Annotated in this window: 14 protein-coding genes and 1 pseudogene; 7 read left to right on the plus strand and 8 right to left on the minus strand. The window is 73.6% G+C overall.

The window, feature by feature from the left end; all coding sequences use genetic code 11:
- Nucleotides 1-75 precede the first annotated feature (75 nt).
- Nucleotides 76-639, plus strand: a complete 564-nt coding sequence (locus Q5530_RS35425) for a DUF4365 domain-containing protein (RefSeq protein WP_415367215.1) — start codon at nucleotides 76-78, stop codon at nucleotides 637-639.
- 69 nt (nucleotides 640-708) lie between these two features.
- Nucleotides 709-1,551 carry a hypothetical protein gene (locus Q5530_RS35430; RefSeq protein WP_415367216.1) on the plus strand — a complete coding sequence of 281 codons (843 nt, stop codon included), beginning with the start codon at nucleotides 709-711 and terminating at the stop codon, nucleotides 1,549-1,551.
- Nucleotides 1,552-1,576: 25 nt separating this feature from the next.
- On the opposite strand, the gene Q5530_RS35435 is transcribed toward Q5530_RS35430, so the two are convergent.
- Nucleotides 1,577-3,706, minus strand: a complete 2,130-nt coding sequence (locus Q5530_RS35435; RefSeq protein ID WP_415367217.1) for an alpha-galactosidase — start codon at nucleotides 3,704-3,706, stop codon at nucleotides 1,577-1,579.
- A gap of 119 nt (nucleotides 3,707-3,825) precedes the next feature.
- On the opposite strand from Q5530_RS35435, the gene Q5530_RS35440 reads away from it, so the two are divergent.
- From Q5530_RS35440 to manA, 4 genes are all read left to right on the plus strand, one after another.
- Nucleotides 3,826-6,273: a glycoside hydrolase family 2 protein gene (locus tag Q5530_RS35440; RefSeq protein ID WP_415367218.1), complete on the plus strand. Its 2,448-nt coding sequence runs from the start codon at nucleotides 3,826-3,828 to the stop codon at nucleotides 6,271-6,273.
- Complete coding sequence (locus tag Q5530_RS35445; RefSeq protein WP_415367219.1) at nucleotides 6,270-7,100, plus strand: LacI family DNA-binding transcriptional regulator; 831 nt, start codon at nucleotides 6,270-6,272, stop codon at nucleotides 7,098-7,100. Before Q5530_RS35440 ends, Q5530_RS35445 begins: the two co-directional genes overlap by 4 nt.
- Before the next feature lie 159 nt (nucleotides 7,101-7,259).
- Nucleotides 7,260-8,222: an ROK family protein gene (locus Q5530_RS35450; RefSeq protein WP_415367220.1), complete on the plus strand. Its 963-nt coding sequence runs from the start codon at nucleotides 7,260-7,262 to the stop codon at nucleotides 8,220-8,222.
- A gap of 56 nt (nucleotides 8,223-8,278) precedes the next feature.
- Entirely contained in the window at nucleotides 8,279-9,382 is a 1,104-nt protein-coding gene (manA, locus tag Q5530_RS35455) for a mannose-6-phosphate isomerase, class I (RefSeq protein WP_415367222.1), read from the plus strand.
- Between the two features lie 59 nt (nucleotides 9,383-9,441).
- Here manA and Q5530_RS35460 read toward each other — a convergent pair whose 3' ends face one another.
- The 3 genes from Q5530_RS35460 to Q5530_RS35470 all read right to left on the minus strand — a co-directional run bounded on the left by Q5530_RS35460 (nucleotide 9,442) and on the right by Q5530_RS35470 (nucleotide 11,501).
- Nucleotides 9,442-10,110: a lytic polysaccharide monooxygenase auxiliary activity family 9 protein gene (locus tag Q5530_RS35460; RefSeq protein WP_415367223.1), complete on the minus strand. Its 669-nt coding sequence runs from the start codon at nucleotides 10,108-10,110 to the stop codon at nucleotides 9,442-9,444.
- Between the two features lie 153 nt (nucleotides 10,111-10,263).
- Complete coding sequence (locus Q5530_RS35465; RefSeq protein ID WP_380636099.1) at nucleotides 10,264-10,671, minus strand: nucleoside deaminase; 408 nt, start codon at nucleotides 10,669-10,671, stop codon at nucleotides 10,264-10,266.
- Nucleotides 10,668-11,501, minus strand: a complete 834-nt coding sequence (locus Q5530_RS35470) for a TIGR03619 family F420-dependent LLM class oxidoreductase (RefSeq protein WP_415367225.1) — start codon at nucleotides 11,499-11,501, stop codon at nucleotides 10,668-10,670. The genes Q5530_RS35465 and Q5530_RS35470 overlap by 4 nt, the downstream gene beginning before the upstream one ends.
- Nucleotides 11,502-11,595: 94 nt before the next feature.
- Here Q5530_RS35470 and Q5530_RS35475 point away from each other — a divergent pair, with 94 nt between their 5' ends.
- A complete protein-coding gene (locus Q5530_RS35475) occupies nucleotides 11,596-12,051 on the plus strand; it encodes an Lrp/AsnC family transcriptional regulator (protein ID WP_380636103.1) in 456 nt (151 codons plus the stop codon).
- Nucleotides 12,052-12,055: 4 nt separating this feature from the next.
- Here Q5530_RS35475 and Q5530_RS35480 read toward each other — a convergent pair whose 3' ends face one another.
- The 4 genes and pseudogenes from Q5530_RS35480 to Q5530_RS35495 form a co-directional block, all read right to left on the minus strand.
- On the minus strand, nucleotides 12,056-13,000 hold the full coding sequence (locus Q5530_RS35480) for a hypothetical protein (RefSeq protein WP_415367227.1): 945 nt from the start codon (nucleotides 12,998-13,000) through the stop codon (nucleotides 12,056-12,058).
- A complete protein-coding gene (locus Q5530_RS35485) occupies nucleotides 12,997-13,461 on the minus strand; it encodes an RNA polymerase sigma factor (protein ID WP_415367249.1) in 465 nt (154 codons plus the stop codon). The genes Q5530_RS35480 and Q5530_RS35485 overlap by 4 nt, the downstream gene beginning before the upstream one ends.
- Nucleotides 13,383-13,604: pseudogene (locus Q5530_RS35490) on the minus strand (hypothetical protein); the annotation flags it as partial. The pseudogene Q5530_RS35490 and the gene Q5530_RS35485, both read right to left, overlap by 79 nt.
- Before the next feature lie 375 nt (nucleotides 13,605-13,979).
- Complete coding sequence (locus Q5530_RS35495; protein ID WP_415367229.1) at nucleotides 13,980-14,849, minus strand: alpha/beta hydrolase family protein; 870 nt, start codon at nucleotides 14,847-14,849, stop codon at nucleotides 13,980-13,982.
- Nucleotides 14,850-15,114: the final 265 nt, after the last annotated feature.

The raw sequence follows: 15,114 nt of genomic DNA on the forward strand, positions 1-15,114 counted from the left end.
GCGTGACGGATCAGTCGGCGATCTTGCCGGCGCTACTGTCCGAGGAGCCGGGCGAAGGCTTTGGAGAGGCCGTACATGTCCGTAGGTGCCTCGCGACCCGGCGAGGAACTGCACGTGGTCGATGGCGCGCTGCCCACGAACGCGCGCAAAGAGCAGTTCAGCCTCGCGTTCGTGCAGATGGTCGCGGCTGCGGCGGGTTGCTCGATCAAGCGCCACGACACCGACTACGACGGCGTGGACATCACGGTCGTGTCCTCGGCCGAGCACGAGAAGTTCTACTGCCCCGAGTTCGAGTTCGAGTTGCAGTTGAAGTGCACCAGTCGTCACGAACTGCTCACCGAAACGCACCTGGCGTGGCCGGTGGAGGCGGAGCCGTTCCGGAAGCTGACGCACCCGAAGCGCTACAACGAGGCGTACCTGGGCGTTCTGCTGCTGCCGGACGGCCCGGACCCGTGGCTGGAGCTGTCCGAGGCGGGTTTGGCCACCCGCAACCGCCTGTACTGGGAACGGGCGGCGAACCTCGGCACCCTCCCGGAGGACCGGGGTTCGCGGACCGTTCACCTACCGAGAAGTGACCTCTTCGGTGTTGAAGGGCTGCTCGGCATCATGAGGACCATCGGTGAAGGAGGTGGCTGGTGAGCGGTTGGTCGTCCCACACCTACCGGGACCTCGCCTGCGGATCGCCGCGGCCGCGCCGACCTGTTCTTCGTGCGGCTGGACCAGGAGACGATCGACGGGACGATCCCCTTCCGGCAGGCGGAGGCCATCCTGGACGGCCTGTTCCGGATGATGAGGGCGGCGGCCACGACGGCCGACGACCCGACCCACCCGCACCGGGGCCGGCGGTCGGCCACCGTCACGGACTTCCTCGAAGAGGACATCCGGCTGGGGCACACCAAGCGCGGCAGCTTCGTCTTCACCGTGGTCACCCGGCTGGGCGATCCGCCACCGCCGGGTGACGGCAGCCCGTCCGCCACGTTCCCGCGCCGGGTGATGACCACCCTGGCCGAGGGGCTGGAGGCCACCCGCCGCCTTGCCCTGACCTGGGACGAGCAGGTGCTCGACCACGCGGGCCGGCTCGGGCTCAGCGCGGGCCTCGTGGAGGCGTTGGCCGAGCTGACCGCGTCGGAGGTGCTGCGGGCACTGGACCTCTCGTTCGACTGGGCCGTCGCCGAGCCGCCGCCACGGGTCCGCACGTCGCACATCGTGTTCGACCGCAACACCCTGGCCGGGTTGCCCCGGGTGCGCGAACGCCTGGTGCGCCGGGAGGAACCGCCCCGACGGGTGACCCTGGTGGGCACGGTCCGCACGCTCAACCGAGGTGACCTCGACGAGGACGGTGAAGCCTCCATCGTGCTCGCCGCCGACGTCAACGGGCGCAGGCGCAACGTCCACATCCCGCTCGGCGGGGCCGACTACGACGTGGCGATCGTCGCCCACCGCACGAAGCAGCCCCTCGTGGCGACCGGCGACCTGGCCTTCGAGCGCAACGCGTGGCGCCTGGGCGGGGACGTCGTGGTCGACGCCGGCTTCGTCGACCTGAACGGCTGACCCGCCGCCCCCGCTCGGACCCCGCTCACACAGCGGTCACCCGCAGCAGCACCAACCGCTCCGGGTACAGCACCGGCGCCTGCACCCCCGCCGCCCCCAGCACCCGACCCGGCAGCACCACCCCGGCCGACCACCACGGCAGCGCGACCCCCCAGTCGTACGCGTTCCCGTCCGGCCGGTCCCCCGGCGGCAGCGGGCGGACGTGGTAGCGGCGGTCCGGGGACAGGCCCGGCAGCCGGACCGCCCCCGGCGGGTACGAGGCCGACGTGGTGGGTGACACCACCGCGAACACCGCGTCCGACCCGTCCTCCGCCACCACCCCGTGCACCTCGACCGCCGGGTCCGGGTGGTCGCCGTGCACGGCGACGCCCGTGTGGAGCAGGGGGCGCAGCTCCTTGTAGAGCGCCACCCACTCGCGCAACCGCCCCAGATCCTCCGGCGACGCCGCCGTCAGGTCCCACTCGATGCCGAAGTGGCCGAACAGGGCCGTGCCGGCGCGGAAGTCCAGCGGGTGCCGCCGGTGGGTGGTGTGGGAGGTCCCCGAACCGACGTGCGTGCCCATCAGCTCCAGCGGCACCAGCGCGTTCGTCCAGCGCTGCACGACCTGCCGCTCCAGGGCGTCGATGCAGTCTGACACCCACACCCGGTCGGTGCGCTCCAGGATCTCCAGGTCCACCCGCCCACCGCCGGACGAGCAGGACTCGACCTCGACGCCGGGGTGCCGCCGCCGCAGCTCGTCGAGCAGCCGGTACACCGCCAGGGTCTGCCCGTGCACGCCCGCGCGCCCGGTCACCCGGTGGCCCGCCTCGACCAGGTCCCGGTTGTGGTCCCACTTCAGGTACGACACGGGGTAGGTGGTCAGCAGGTCGTCCAGCCGCTCCAGCACGTACTCGTACGCCTCGGGCCGCGCCAGGTCGAGCACCTGCTGCGACCGCGCGGGACGGGGCAGCCGGTCGCCCGCCGCCATGATCCAGTCCGGGTGGGCCCGCGCCAGGTCCGAGTCCGGGTTGACCATCTCCGGTTCGACCCAGATGCCGAACTGCATCCCGAGGCCCGTCACGTGGTCGGTCAGCGGCCCCAGCCCGTCCGGCCACACCTCGTCCGAGACGTACCAGTCGCCCAGGCCCCGCGCGTCGTCCCGGCGCGACCCGAACCAGCCGTCGTCCAGGACGAAGCGCTCCGCGCCCACCGACGCGGCGGCGTCCGCCAGCGCCTTGAGCCGCGCCAGGTCGTGGTCGAAGTACACCGCCTCCCAGGTGTTGACCACCACCGGGCGCGGCGTGGCCGGGTGCGACGGGCGCGACCGCAGGTGCCGGTGGAAGCGCGCGGAGACCTCGTCCAGGCCGATGCCCCACGACCCGTACTGCCACGGGGAGGTGTACGACCCGCCGGGCTCCAGCACGACCTCGCCGGACAGCAGCAGCTCGCCGGACCCGAGCAGGGACACCGAGTGGTAGGTCCGCTCGGCGAACGTCCGGTGGTTGCCCGACCAGGCCGTGTGCACCGCCCGGATCTCGCCCGACCGGTTGCCGAACCCGGCCGTGCCCGCCGCGAGCAGGTACGCCGAGTCGTAGCCGGTGCGCCCGGTCCGGTTCTCCCGCACGCGCAGGCCCTGCGTGAACGCCGTGCGCTGCGGGCTGCGCTCCCGCGCCCACCGCCCGGTGAAGTCCAGCAGCTCCACCGCCTCCGCCGGCACCGGCAGCACCAGGTTCACCGCGTCCACCGCGAACGGGGTGCCGCCGGTGTTGGTCAGCACCGCCCGCTGCCGCACCAGCCCGGCCGGGGTCAGCTCCACCACCAGCTCCAGCGCCAGCCCGGCCGCCTCGTCCACCGCCCGCACCACCGGGCCGTCCGCCCGGCCGTCCACCGACACCACCCGGAACGCGGTGGAGAAATCGCGCCCGGCCCGGTTCCCGACGATCCCGGGCGTGCCCAGCCAGCCCGCCGACTGCTCCGGCAGCACGGCCACGTCGACGGTGCCGTCCACGGAGAACCCGATGGGGTGCGGCACCTGCGCGACCGCCAGCGCCTCCAGCTCCACCGGGGACAAATCCCCCAGATCGGCACCCCAGTACCGGACCCGGGGGAGGGTGCCGCCGGAAAGGTCGAGCACCAGGCTCACACCCGCCGCGCGCAGGTGCGTCACGTCCGCCACTTGTGGTTTTCCTCTCTGGTGCCCAACGTCGTTGACTTACTTTAGTTGCTGGCGTAAGAATCGCCATACCCTGCTGTTCACAAGGCAGAACCCGCCGCCGTCGCCGGAAAAGAGGAACGATGATCCGCAGTACCCTGCACGACGGGTGGCGACTGAGTGCGGTGGGCGGTCCCGTCCCCGGGGACGTCGGGATCACCGACGTCCCGGCCGAGGTGCCCGGCAGCACCCACCTCGACCTGCTGGCGGCAGGTCTCATCCCGGAGCCCTACCTCGACTCGAACGAGACCGGGCTGGCCTGGATGCACCGCGTCGACTGGCGCTACGCCCTGACCTTCGAGGCGGCGGCGGCCGGACCGGGCGAGAAGGTCGAGCTGGCCTTCGACGGCCTGGACACCGTCGCCACCGTCGAACTCAACGGCACCGTCCTGGGCCGCACCGCCAACATGTTCCGCTCCTACCGGTTCGACGTGCGCGAGCACCTGCGCGACGGCGCCAACGACCTGGTGGTCACCTTCCGCTCCGCCCTCGCCTACGCCGAGGAGCAGGACGAGGCGCTGGGCAAGCGCGCCCGCGTCTACCCGCACCCGATGAACACCGTCCGCAAGATGGCCTGCTCCTTCGGCTGGGACTGGGGCCCCGACCTCCAGACCGCCGGCATCTGGAAGCCCGTGCGGCTGGAGCGCTGGTCCGCGGCCCGGCTCGGGCGGGTGCGCCCGCTGGTCACCGTGGCCGCCGACGGCACCGGCCGGGTCGAGGTGCACGCGGAGGTCGACCGCGCCGACGCGGACGCGGAGCTGGCCCTGGTCGCCAGGACCGGCGGCGTCGAGCGGGCCGCGCGCGTCGAGGGCGGCGCGGCCGTGGTGACCGTCGAGGTGCCCGACGCCGAGCTGTGGTGGCCCGTCGGCCACGGCGCGCAGCCGCTCTACGAACTGGAGGTCGTCCTCAGGGCCGGCGACGAGGACGTGGACGCGGCGAGCCACCGCATCGGGTTCCGCACCGTCGAGGTCGACACCGAGCCCGACGGGATCGGCAGCCCCTTCACGTTCGTGGTCAACGGCAAACCGATCTTCGCCAAGGGCGCCAACTGGATCCCGGACGACCACTTCCTCACCCGGATCACCCGCGACCGGCTCGCGCGCCGCGTCGACCAGGCCGTCTCGGCCAACATGAACATGCTGCGCATCTGGGGCGGCGGGATCTACGAGTCCGACGACTTCTACGACGTCTGCGACGAGCGCGGCGTGCTGGTGTGGCAGGACTTCCTGTTCGCCTGCGCGGCCTACCCCGAGGAGTCCCCGCTCTGGGAGGAGGTGGAGGCCGAGGCCCGCGACAACGTCGCCCGCCTGACCCCGCACCCGTCCCTGGCGCTGTGGAACGGCAACAACGAGAACCTGTGGGGCTTCGCCGACTGGGGTTGGGACGAACAGCTCCAGGGCCGCACCTGGGGCCTCGGGTACTACACCGACCTGCTGCCCCGGGTCGTCGCCGAGCTGGACCCGACCCGGCCCTACTCGCCCGGCAGCCCGTACAGCCCCGGCGACCTGCACCCGAACGAGGAGACCCACGGCACCCGCCACGAGTGGGAGGTGTGGAACCGCGTCGACTACACCCGCTACCGCGACTCCGCGCCGCGCTTCTGCTCGGAGTTCGGCTTCCAGGGCCCGCCGACCTGGGCGACGCTCACCCGGTGGGTGCACGACGAGCCGATGACGCCGACCTCGCCCGCGTTCCTGCTGCACCAGAAGGCCGAGGACGGCAACGGCAAGCTCGACCGCGGCCTGGCGCCGCACCTGCCCGCGCCCGGCGCGTTCGAGGACTGGCACTGGGCGACCCAGCTCAACCAGGCCCGCGCGGTCGCGTTCGGGGTCGAGCACTTCCGCTCGCACTGGCCGCGCACCGCGGGCGCCCTGGTCTGGCAGCTCAACGACTGCTGGCCGGTCACCTCGTGGGCCGCGGTCGACGGCGACGAGCGGCCCAAGCCGCTGTACTACTCGCTGCGGCACGCCTTCGCGCCGCGCCTGCTGACCGTCCAGCCCCGCGACGGCCGGGACGCGCTGGTCGCGGTCAACGACACCGACGAGGTCTGGACCGGCGAGGTGGCGCTGAGCCGGCAGACCTTCGCGGGCGAGGAGCGGGCGGCGGCTAAACTCCCGCTCGACGTGCCGGCGCGGTCGGTGGTGGCGTTGGCGCTCGCGGACGAGCTGCTGGCACCCGCGGACCCGGAGGGGGAGGTGCTGGTGGTGAGGACGGCCGACGCGCGCACCGCGCACCTGTTCCGGGAGGACCTGGAGCTGGCCTACGACCCGGAGCCGCTGACCGCCCGCGCGCACCGGGTCGACGGCGGGTACCGCGTGGACGTGACCGCGAACTCCCTCGCCCGCGACGTGGCCGTGCTGGCCGACCGGGTCGCCGAGGACGCGGAGACCGACGACGCCCTGGTCACGCTGGCCGCGGGCGAGAGCCACTCGTTCCTGGTGCGCACCGCGGCGTCGGTGGACCCGGCCGTGCTGACCGACCGGCTGGTGCTGCGCTCCGCCAACGGGCTGTGCGCCGTGGTCCGCGCGTGAGCACGGGCTCCGTCGGCCTCGTCCTGGCCCGCCCCGCGCGGCTGCTGGGCGCGGAGCCGTTCTTCATGGAGTTCATCGCGGGCATCGAGGAGCGGTTGGCCGAGGACGACCGCTCCGTCCTGCTGCACGTGGTGGGCGCCGAGGACGCCGAGATCGCCGCCTACCGCAGGTGGGCGGCCGGCTCGGTGGTGGACGCGGTGGTGGTGGTCAACCGCACCGCGGACGACCACCGGCCCGCGGTGCTGCGGGAGCTCGGGCTGCCCGCGCTGTACGTGGGGGAGCCGGACGAGCTGGCCGTGCCCGCGGTCCGCACGGACGACGCGGGCCCGGTGCGCGAGGCCCTGGCCTACCTGCTGGAGCTGGGCCACCGCCGCATCGCGCGGGTCAGCGGCCCGGACACCCTGCTGCACACCCGCGCCCGCACGGCGGCGCTGCTGGCCGGCTGCGCCGAGGCCGGCGTGGAGCCGGTGGTGCTGGTGGGCGACTACTCCGAGGAGTGCGGCGCCAAGCTGACCGCGGCGCTGCTGGGCGCCGCCGAGCCGCCCACCGCGATCCTGTACGACAACGACGTGATGGCGGTGGCGGGCCTGGCCGTCGCCAAGGAGCTGGGCGTGCCGGTGCCCGACCGGCTGAGCCTGGTGGCGTGGGACGACTCGTCGCTGTGCCGGCTGGCCTCGCCCGCGCTCACCACGATGAGCGTGGACGTGCACCAGTTCGGCGTGAGCGTGGCGGAGTCGGTGCTGGAGCTGGTCGCGGGCGGGCCGGTGACCGAGCGCTGGTCGCCCACCCCGACGCTGCTGGCGCGGGAGAGCACCGCCGCGATCTGAGGGCGCGGAAGGGGCGGGCGGGTTCGCCCGCCCCTTCCGCGCAACCGCTTAAGAGCACCGGCTCGTGGCGAAAACCCTGGTGTGCCAAGTGGTCTGGACCTCACGGACTCGTTTCCGCAGCCCCTTGACCAGACTTTGCTTAACCGCTTAACTAAGTCCATGGCCCTCAGCTCCGACCCGGTCGCGCTCGCCCTCGACATCGGCGGCACGAAGCTCGCCGCGGCCCTGGTCGGGTCGGACGGCGCCGTGCTCGCCCGCCGCACCGCCCCGACGCCCGCCGGCGACGCGGAGACCGTGTGGGCGGCCCTGGCCGCGCCGGTGGTGGAGCTGCTCGACCTGGCCACCGCCGGGGGCCGGGAGCTGCTCGGCGCGGGCATCGCCTCGGCCGCCCCGATGGACCGGCGCACGGGCGTCATCAGCCCGGTGAACATCCCCGGCTGGCGCGGGTTCCCGATCACCGCGCGGGTCGGCGAGCTGCTGCCCGGTCTGCCGGTGCGGCTCGGCGGCGACGCGCTGTGCATGGCGCTGGCCGAGTACCACCACGGCACCGGCCGGGGCAGCGGGTGCCTGCTCGGCATGGTGGTGTCCACCGGCATCGGCGGCGGGTTCGTGCTCGACGGCAGGCCGCTGTTCGGCGTCACGGGCAACGCGGGCCACGTCGGCCACTTCGTGATCGACCCGACCGGGCCGCCCTGCGGGTGCGGCGCGAACGGGTGCGCGGAGGCCGTGGCCAGCGGCCCGTCCATGGTCCGCTGGGCGCTGGAGCAGGGCTGGCGGCCGCTGGGCGGCACCGCGGACGGCATCGCGCTCGCCGCGGCGGCCCGCGCGGGCGAGGCGGTCGCGCTGGCCGCGTTCCGGCGCTCCGGCGAGGCGGTGGCCCGGGTCGTCACGGTGGCCGCCGCGCTGTGCGAGATCGACCGGGTGGTGATCGGCGGCGGCGTGGCCCAGGCGTGGGACCTGCTGGAACCCGCCGTGCTCGAACCCCTCGCGGACCACCCGGGGCTGGACTTCATGCGCCGGGTGGAGGTCCGCCCGGCCACGCTGGGGATCGACTCGGGCCTGATCGGCGCGGCGGCGCTGCTCGTGGGCGACCGGGTCCCGTCGTTGCCGGTGGGGATCTGACCCCCCGTCCGGACAGGCTCGATGGGGGCGGTCGCGCCCCCGGTTGGGAACCTCTCGTGCGCAAGCTCGACACGATCATCCGGGACTACCACTGGGGTTCGCGGACCGCGCTCGCCGAGCTGCGCGGCGCGCCGTCGCCGAGCCCGGCGCCCGAGGCGGAGCTGTGGGTCGGCGCGCACCCCGACGACCCGTCCCGGCTGCGGGACTGCGGGGTGCCGCTGGACCGCTACCTCGCGGCCAACCCGGCCGGCCTGCTCGGGCCGGGCAGCCTGGCCGCGTTCGGCCCGCGGCTGCCGTTCCTGCTCAAGGTGCTGGCCGTGGACGCGCCGCTGTCGCTCCAGGTGCACCCGGACCGGGAGCAGGCCGCGACCGGGTACGCCGAGCGCGGCTACCGCGACGACCGGGCCAAGCCCGAGGTGCTGGTGGCGCTGACGGAGTTCGCCACGCTGGCCGGTTTCCGCGCGCCCGCCGCGACCGCCGCCCTGCTGGACGCGCTGGCCGTGCCCGGCCTCGCGCCGGTGCGGGCCGCGGTGGCGGCCGGTGAGGTCGGGGAGGCGCTGCGGCTGGCGCTGACCGGGACGACCGGCGGGCTGGTCGCGGAGGTGGCCGCCGCGGCGGCGCGGGTGCCCGCGCTGGCGCACGTCGCGGAGCTGGCGGAGGTCTACCCGGGCGACCCCGGGGTGGTCGCGGCGCTGCTGCTCGACGCGGTGGTGCTGCGGCCGGGGCAGGCCGTGTACGTCGGACCGGGCGTGCCGCACGCGCACCTGCGCGGCGTGGGCGTGGAGCTGATGGTCAACTCCGACAACGTGCTGCGCGCGGGCCTGACCACCAAGGAGGTCGACGTGCCCGCCGTGCTGTCCGTCGTGGACACCCGCTGCGGGCCGGCCGCCGTGCTGGCCGGCGAGGTGGACGGTCCACTGAGGACCTACCCGACCCCGGACCCGGAGTTCCGGCTGCACGAGGCGCGCCCCGGGGCCGTGCTGCCCGGCGGCGGTCCGCAACTCCTGCTGTGCGTCAACGGTTCCGTCGTGGTGCGCAGGGGCGGGGACGAGGTCGTGCTGGCGGCGGGCGAGTCGGCGTTCCTGCCCCACGACGAGGACGCGGCCCAGCTCGCCGGCGAAGGCCGGGCGTTCTGGGCCGCGGTGAACCTCGGTGCGTGAGCGCCTCCGGGGTGCGGCGGAGCGGGGAGGTCCCGCCGCACGACCGGGGAGCCCGGGTCCTACTGGAAGTTCACGTCACTGCACAGGTAGTAGGCCTGGTCCATGTGGCTGGCCTGCCAGATCGTGAAGACCACGTGGCGACCGGTGCGGCTGCCCGCGTTCACCTGGGCCTGGTACAGGCCGGTGGTGCCGTAGCGACCGGTCGTGGTCACCAGCTCCAGGTCGCTCCAGCGCAGCGGCTGGGTGGCGGTGTTGACGCCCTGGCGGGTGATGTAGATCCGCAGGTAGTCCGCACCGTGGCGGGCCTGGTCGTCGATCCGCAGGGTGAACTGGCGCGGCTTGTTGGTGACGTTCCACGCGCCGACCGCGTCGAGCGCCCGGTAGCGGCCGCTCTCGGCCAGGCCACCGCTGCACAGCTGACCGTTCGGCAGGGCGCCCTGGTGGTTGCCGCCGACACCGTTGCGGTACAGGCCGTTCCAGTTCCACATCGCGTTGGGGTCGGCCTTCCAGGCCTGCGCGCACATCGGGTCGGTCTGACCCATGTTCGGGTTCAGGTGGTCACCACCCCAGCGCTGGTGACAACCGTAGTTGCGCGACGGCGGGTCGGTGACCGAGCCGTGCGCGCTGGCCACGGTCGTGGTGCCCACCAGGGTGACCGCGCTGGCGGCGAGGACCGCCAAGACCGAGGTGAAGACGCCGAAAACCGAACGGAGACCGCGTCTGGTCATGTGTGTCCTCCACGTTGAGGATTAACAGGATGTTCGACTGGGAGCGCTCCCAGTACCCAAAGGTAGCGAACTGGGCACGTTCTGTGAACCCCATGCGCGTACGAAGGTTTTTCGTTCCGGCAGAGCGCCGAACGGCCTAGTGATCTGCCCTCGTCAGTGGTAATAGCCCTCCACAGCGGCCCGCGCCTCCCGGTACCGTGCCGGTCCCTCCTGCGGCACGGGCGGAAAACCACCACCCGGTTTGAGCTCGTCGAGCTGCGCGGTCGACAGCGCGAACACCACCCGGCCGAGCCCGGACCGCTCGATCGCGCCCGTGCACATGCCGCACGGTTGGCAGCTGGTGAACAGGGTGGTGCCCGCCGCCACCGCCGGGTCCAGCTCGCGCGCCGCCCACCGGGCCAGCTTCAGCTCCGGGTGCGCGGTGATGTCGTGGTCGGACAACGAGGTGTTGCGCTCCTCCGCCAGCACCTCCCCGTCCGGCCCGACCAGCAGCGACCCGAACGGCGGGTTGCCCGCCGCCCGCGCCTCGGCGGCCAGCTCGATCGCCCTGTCCAAGCTCATCCGAACTCCTTGCGCACGGTCGCCAGCGCCTGCCAGGCGACCTCGGGGTGCCGCGTCTCGGCGGGGTCGCCGAGGAACGGGTCCAGCACGACCGCTTCCGCGCCCGACTCGCGCAGCGCCGCCAGGTCACCGACGACCTGCGCCACGGTGCCCTCGCCCATCCGCCGGTCCGGGCCGGGGTCGTCCGGGGTCAGGCGCAGCAGGACGCGCGGGGCGAGCGCGGGCACGGGCTTGCCCTCGCGGGCGGCGATGTCCGTCAACCGCCGCACCGCATCCGCGTGCTGCCGGTGGGTGAGCCGGAGGCCGTGCCACGCGTCCCCGAACCGGACCGCCCGCCGCAGCGCCGCGTCCGAGTGCCCGCCCACCCAGACCGGCACGGTCCCGGCCCGGTAGTCGGCCTCGTCGGACCACGCCGCCCGCACCGCGCGCAGGCCCTCGTCGGTGAGCCGGCCGCGCTCGGCGAAGGGGACGCCCAGCGCCGCGTACTCCTCCCGCGCCCACCCGACGCCGACGCCGAGCACGAACCGGCCGCCGGACAGCTCGGCCAGGTTCGCCGCCATCCGCGCCACCAGCAGCGGGTGCCGGTAGGGCAGCACCAGCACGGTGGTGCCCAGGGTGATCCGCGAGGTCACCCCGGCCAGCCAGGACAGCGCGGTGAACGGCTCGTAGAAGGGGGCCGGGTACTGCTCCGCGACGTCGGCGGTGACCGCCACGTGGTCGGAGACCATCAGCAGGTCGAAGCCCAGGCCCTCGACGGTCAGGGCCCACCGCCGCACCACGTCGGGAGAGGTGCCGGGGCCGAAGTTCGGGACGTTCACGCCGAGTCGCACGGGATCAAGGTTAGGCGGGGGAAGTGGTGTCGCTGAAGGGGTTCGTCCCGGTATGAGGGGGTCCGGCCCGTGGATACCACGGTACTTTGCCCCGGTGACCGTGAACCTCGACCAGACCGACTGGGCCATCCTCGCCGAGCTCCAGCGCGACGGCCGGCTCCCGATCACCGAGCTGGGCCGCCGGGTCAGCCTCAGCGCCTCGGCCACCACCGAGCGGGTCCGGCGCCTGGAGGGCGCCGGCGTGGTCACCGGGTACCGGGCCGAGGTCGACCTGGACAAGGCCGGCTACCCGGTGCTCGCGGTGGTGCGCCTCAAGTACCCCGGCAACCGCCACGAGCCGCTGCACGCGCTGCTCGCGGAGCGCGGCGAGGTGCTGGAGTGCCTGCGCACCACCGGTGACGACTGCTACACGCTCAAGGTCGCCGCCACCTCGATGGCGCACCTGGAGCGGGTGGTCGACGAGCTGATGGCGTTCGGCAGCACCACCACGAACGTCGTCTACAGCCAGACCCTGCCGTACCGGGGCGTGGCGCCGGCCGCTCCCCGGTAGCGGTTCACCGCCAGGGCGTGGCGGGCAGGCACCCGGCCGGGTCGGCGTCGGACCGGCCGGCCACGACCAGGCCGTCCGGCCGGACCCAGCACCGGGTCGGGTCGGTGAGGTCCGCGCCCGTGATCCGGGCCAGCACCCCGCCCCCGGCGTCGTAGGCGGTCAGCGTGCCCGGCTCGCCGTCGCCCGGCGCGGGGAGGTCAGACGGGTGGTCCAGGCGGGCCACGAACGTGCGGTTGGCGATGCTCGCCTCCGCCGACCGGCCGAGCCGCTCGTGGACGACCCTGGCCACCGGCGCGGACACCCGGCCCACCGCCACGATCCGGCCCCTGGTGCCCCCGTGCCGGGCCTTGCCGAGGTCGCCGCCCGACGACACGACGACCGCGTCCGCGGCGAAGGGGCCCGGCAGCCACTCCCGGTCGCGCACGGCGGTGGAGGACGGGTGGTAGGCGGCGGTCGGGCCGTCGACGGTGCACTCCACCACGCCGTGCTCGGTGTAGAGCACGGCGAGGTCGCCGCCGACCGGATCGACGTGGTACTGGTGCAGCACCGCCGGTTCGCGGTGCGGCGCGGCGGCCGCGCAGCCCTGCTCGATCTCGTCCACCCGCGCCGGTGTCAGGCCCGGGGACGCCGACGGCGGCTTGGTGGTGGGTCCCGTGGTCGTCGCTGGAGCGGTCGTCGCTGGGTTGGTCGTCACGGGGTTGGTCGTCACGGGGTTGGTCGTCGCTGGGTTGATCGTCACGGGGGAGGTCGCCGCCCCCGCGTCGTCGGTCGGCCGCTGCCCCGGCGCGAGCACCACGACCAGGACGGCCACGGCCGCCGCCGCGATCCCGGCGGTGAGCAGCGGCGCGTACCGGGCCCGGCGGTGGGCGACGGCCCGTTCCAGCCCGGCCCGGATCTCGGCGTGCCGGTGCGGGGGCACGTCCCGCTCCGGGGGGAGGGTGGTGTTCATCGGTCCTCCAGGGACATCGCGGGGACGGCGACGACCGGCGCCGGGCCGAGCCTGCGGGTCAACCGGGCCTTGGCCTTGCTGACCCGGGCCCGCACGCTGCCCTCCGCGATGCCGAGCACGGCGGCGGCGTCCGCGTAGGACACCCCCGACCACACGCACAGCGCCGGCGCCTCCCGCTCGTTGCGGGGCAGTCCCCGACGGCGGCCAGCAGCACGGCCATGCGCCGCTGGTCGTCGACGCGCTCGGCCACCTGGTCGGCGTGGTCCGGCACGGCGACCTCGACCGGGAACCGGCGGAACAACCGCAGCCGCCGCGCGATCGTGCGGCGGTCGCCCCGCACCACGTTGGTGGCCGCGGCCAGCAGCCACGGCAGCGCCGAGTCGTGCTCCAGCCGCAGCCGGTCCCGCTTGCGCCAGGCGACCAGGAAGGTGTTCTGGAGGTGGTCCTCGGCCGCCGCCCACGAGGCGGTCAGCCGGAAGCGGAAGTGTTGCCCCCGGGACGGCGGAGCCCCCGGCACGACCGGCCTCGCCGTTGAGGCCGGCCGCGCCGTGGCGGCCACCGCCCCCGCAACGCCCGCCGAGCGTTGCCGGGGCGGTTTCGGCACGGGTGGGGAGCGCCCCCGCGGCAGCTCCCCACCCGGGACCGGGTGCGGCGGGGGTCAGGCGGGGATTCCCACACCCGCGCTGATGCCCGTCACCGCTGCGGCGGACGACGCCGTGGTGGACGACGCCGTGACGGTCGTGACCGCGGGCCGCCGGTGGAGCCCGGAATTGCGCGGACCCATGCGCCACCTCCTCGCGAACAAGTCTCTGGGAACGCTCCCAGGATGACCGTAACCAGCGAGTTCACATATGGCAAGAAATTTCACATACCTGACCAAAGGGCCGTTCACGCTGCTGAACAGCGCGAACGGCCCGTCGGGGAGGCATTGTCGAAATGCCGTCGAAACGGCAGACCAACGATGTTTTGTGAAACGGATTTACGAATGCGGGCAGGTGTCGCGGTACTCGGAAATGGCCGTGCCGCGCGGCGCCGGGCAGAGGAACTGCTCGTAGCGGGTGTCGTCGTCGATGAACCGCTTGAGCCACGAGACGCTGTACTTGGCGATGGTGGTGTTGGACGAGTTCGGCGCGAAGTGGCTCGCGCCCGCCAGCTCCAGGTACGCCTTGTCCAGGGTGGACGGCAGACCCGCGTAGAACGGCTCCGAGTGGGTCCGCACGGAGGCCACCGAGTCGTTCTCCGCGCCGATGACCAGCGTGGGCGTCCGCACGGAGGACCAGGTCTTGGTGGTGTTCCACGCGGTGAGCGGGATCGACGCCTGGAGGGTGGGCCGGTCCTTCGTGGCCTCCAGCGCGCCGCCGCCGCCCATGGAGTGGCCCATCACGCCGAGGCGGTCGGGGTCGACGCGGTCGCGCACGGAGCTGCGGGTGGTGAGGTAGTCGAGCGCCGCGAGGAGCTGGTCGCCGCGCGAGGCGGGCTGGTCGTAGCGGGAGTTCGTGTCGATGGTGAAGACCACGAAGCCCTGCGACGCCAACCTGGGGCCCAGCCAGGAGATGCTGGACTGCGCGGCGGTGTAGCCGGGCGAGATCGCGACCGCGCCGAAGGTGCCCTCGGCGGTGCTGGTCGGGTAGTAGATCGTGCCGCCGCCGAACCCGCTCGCGGACAGCGAGGAGACGGTGGTCTGGCCGGTCGCGAACGGGCCGCGACTCGCTTCGATGCTGGAGTTCGTCGGGGCCGGGCCCCGCTCGTAGGGGTTCTCCGCGGCCTGGGCGACCGCGGTGGGGGCGGTGAGGGCGACCGCCGCGGCCAGGACGAGGACGCGGCGGGACAGGGGTGACCTCAAAGACATGCGTGTGCTCTTTCCCGGTGCGGGAGGACTTGGCGGTGAGTCCTGAGTGGACATTGCCTGCGCGCTGACCGAGTTTGCTCCACTACCTACTGTCAGGTCAAGTAATTCGGCTCACAAGGGTTGGGTCCACCGGCCGCGTTCGGCTGGTCCGAATGCCACTCAGGGTTGGATGAAGATTTGACAAACTGCGTTGTCAAAAAATGGTTCAGACCTATTACCGGGTCCCCGAAGTACCGGGAACTGCCGGGACCAGTACCTCCCACCT

This window comes from Saccharothrix sp. BKS2, assembly GCF_047689505.1.
Classification (GTDB): Bacteria; Actinomycetota; Actinomycetes; order Mycobacteriales; family Pseudonocardiaceae; genus Actinosynnema; species Actinosynnema lopnurensis.

What these genes read in the sequence shown, in the direction of transcription:
- Q5530_RS35480 (WP_415367227.1), bottom strand. Translation starts at nt 13,000, where the DNA reads ATGAACACCACCCTCCCCCCGGAGCGGGACGTGCCCCCGCACCGGCAC.
- Q5530_RS35425 (WP_415367215.1), top strand. Translation starts at nt 76, where the DNA reads ATGTCCGTAGGTGCCTCGCGACCCGGCGAGGAACTGCACGTGGTCGAT.
- Q5530_RS35460 (WP_415367223.1), bottom strand. Translation starts at nt 10,110, where the DNA reads ATGACCAGACGCGGTCTCCGTTCGGTTTTCGGCGTCTTCACCTCGGTC.
- Q5530_RS35495 (WP_415367229.1), bottom strand. Translation starts at nt 14,849, where the DNA reads ATGTCTTTGAGGTCACCCCTGTCCCGCCGCGTCCTCGTCCTGGCCGCG.
- Q5530_RS35465 (WP_380636099.1), bottom strand. Translation starts at nt 10,671, where the DNA reads ATGAGCTTGGACAGGGCGATCGAGCTGGCCGCCGAGGCGCGGGCGGCG.
- Q5530_RS35450 (WP_415367220.1), top strand. Translation starts at nt 7,260, where the DNA reads ATGGCCCTCAGCTCCGACCCGGTCGCGCTCGCCCTCGACATCGGCGGC.
- Q5530_RS35440 (WP_415367218.1), top strand. Translation starts at nt 3,826, where the DNA reads ATGATCCGCAGTACCCTGCACGACGGGTGGCGACTGAGTGCGGTGGGC.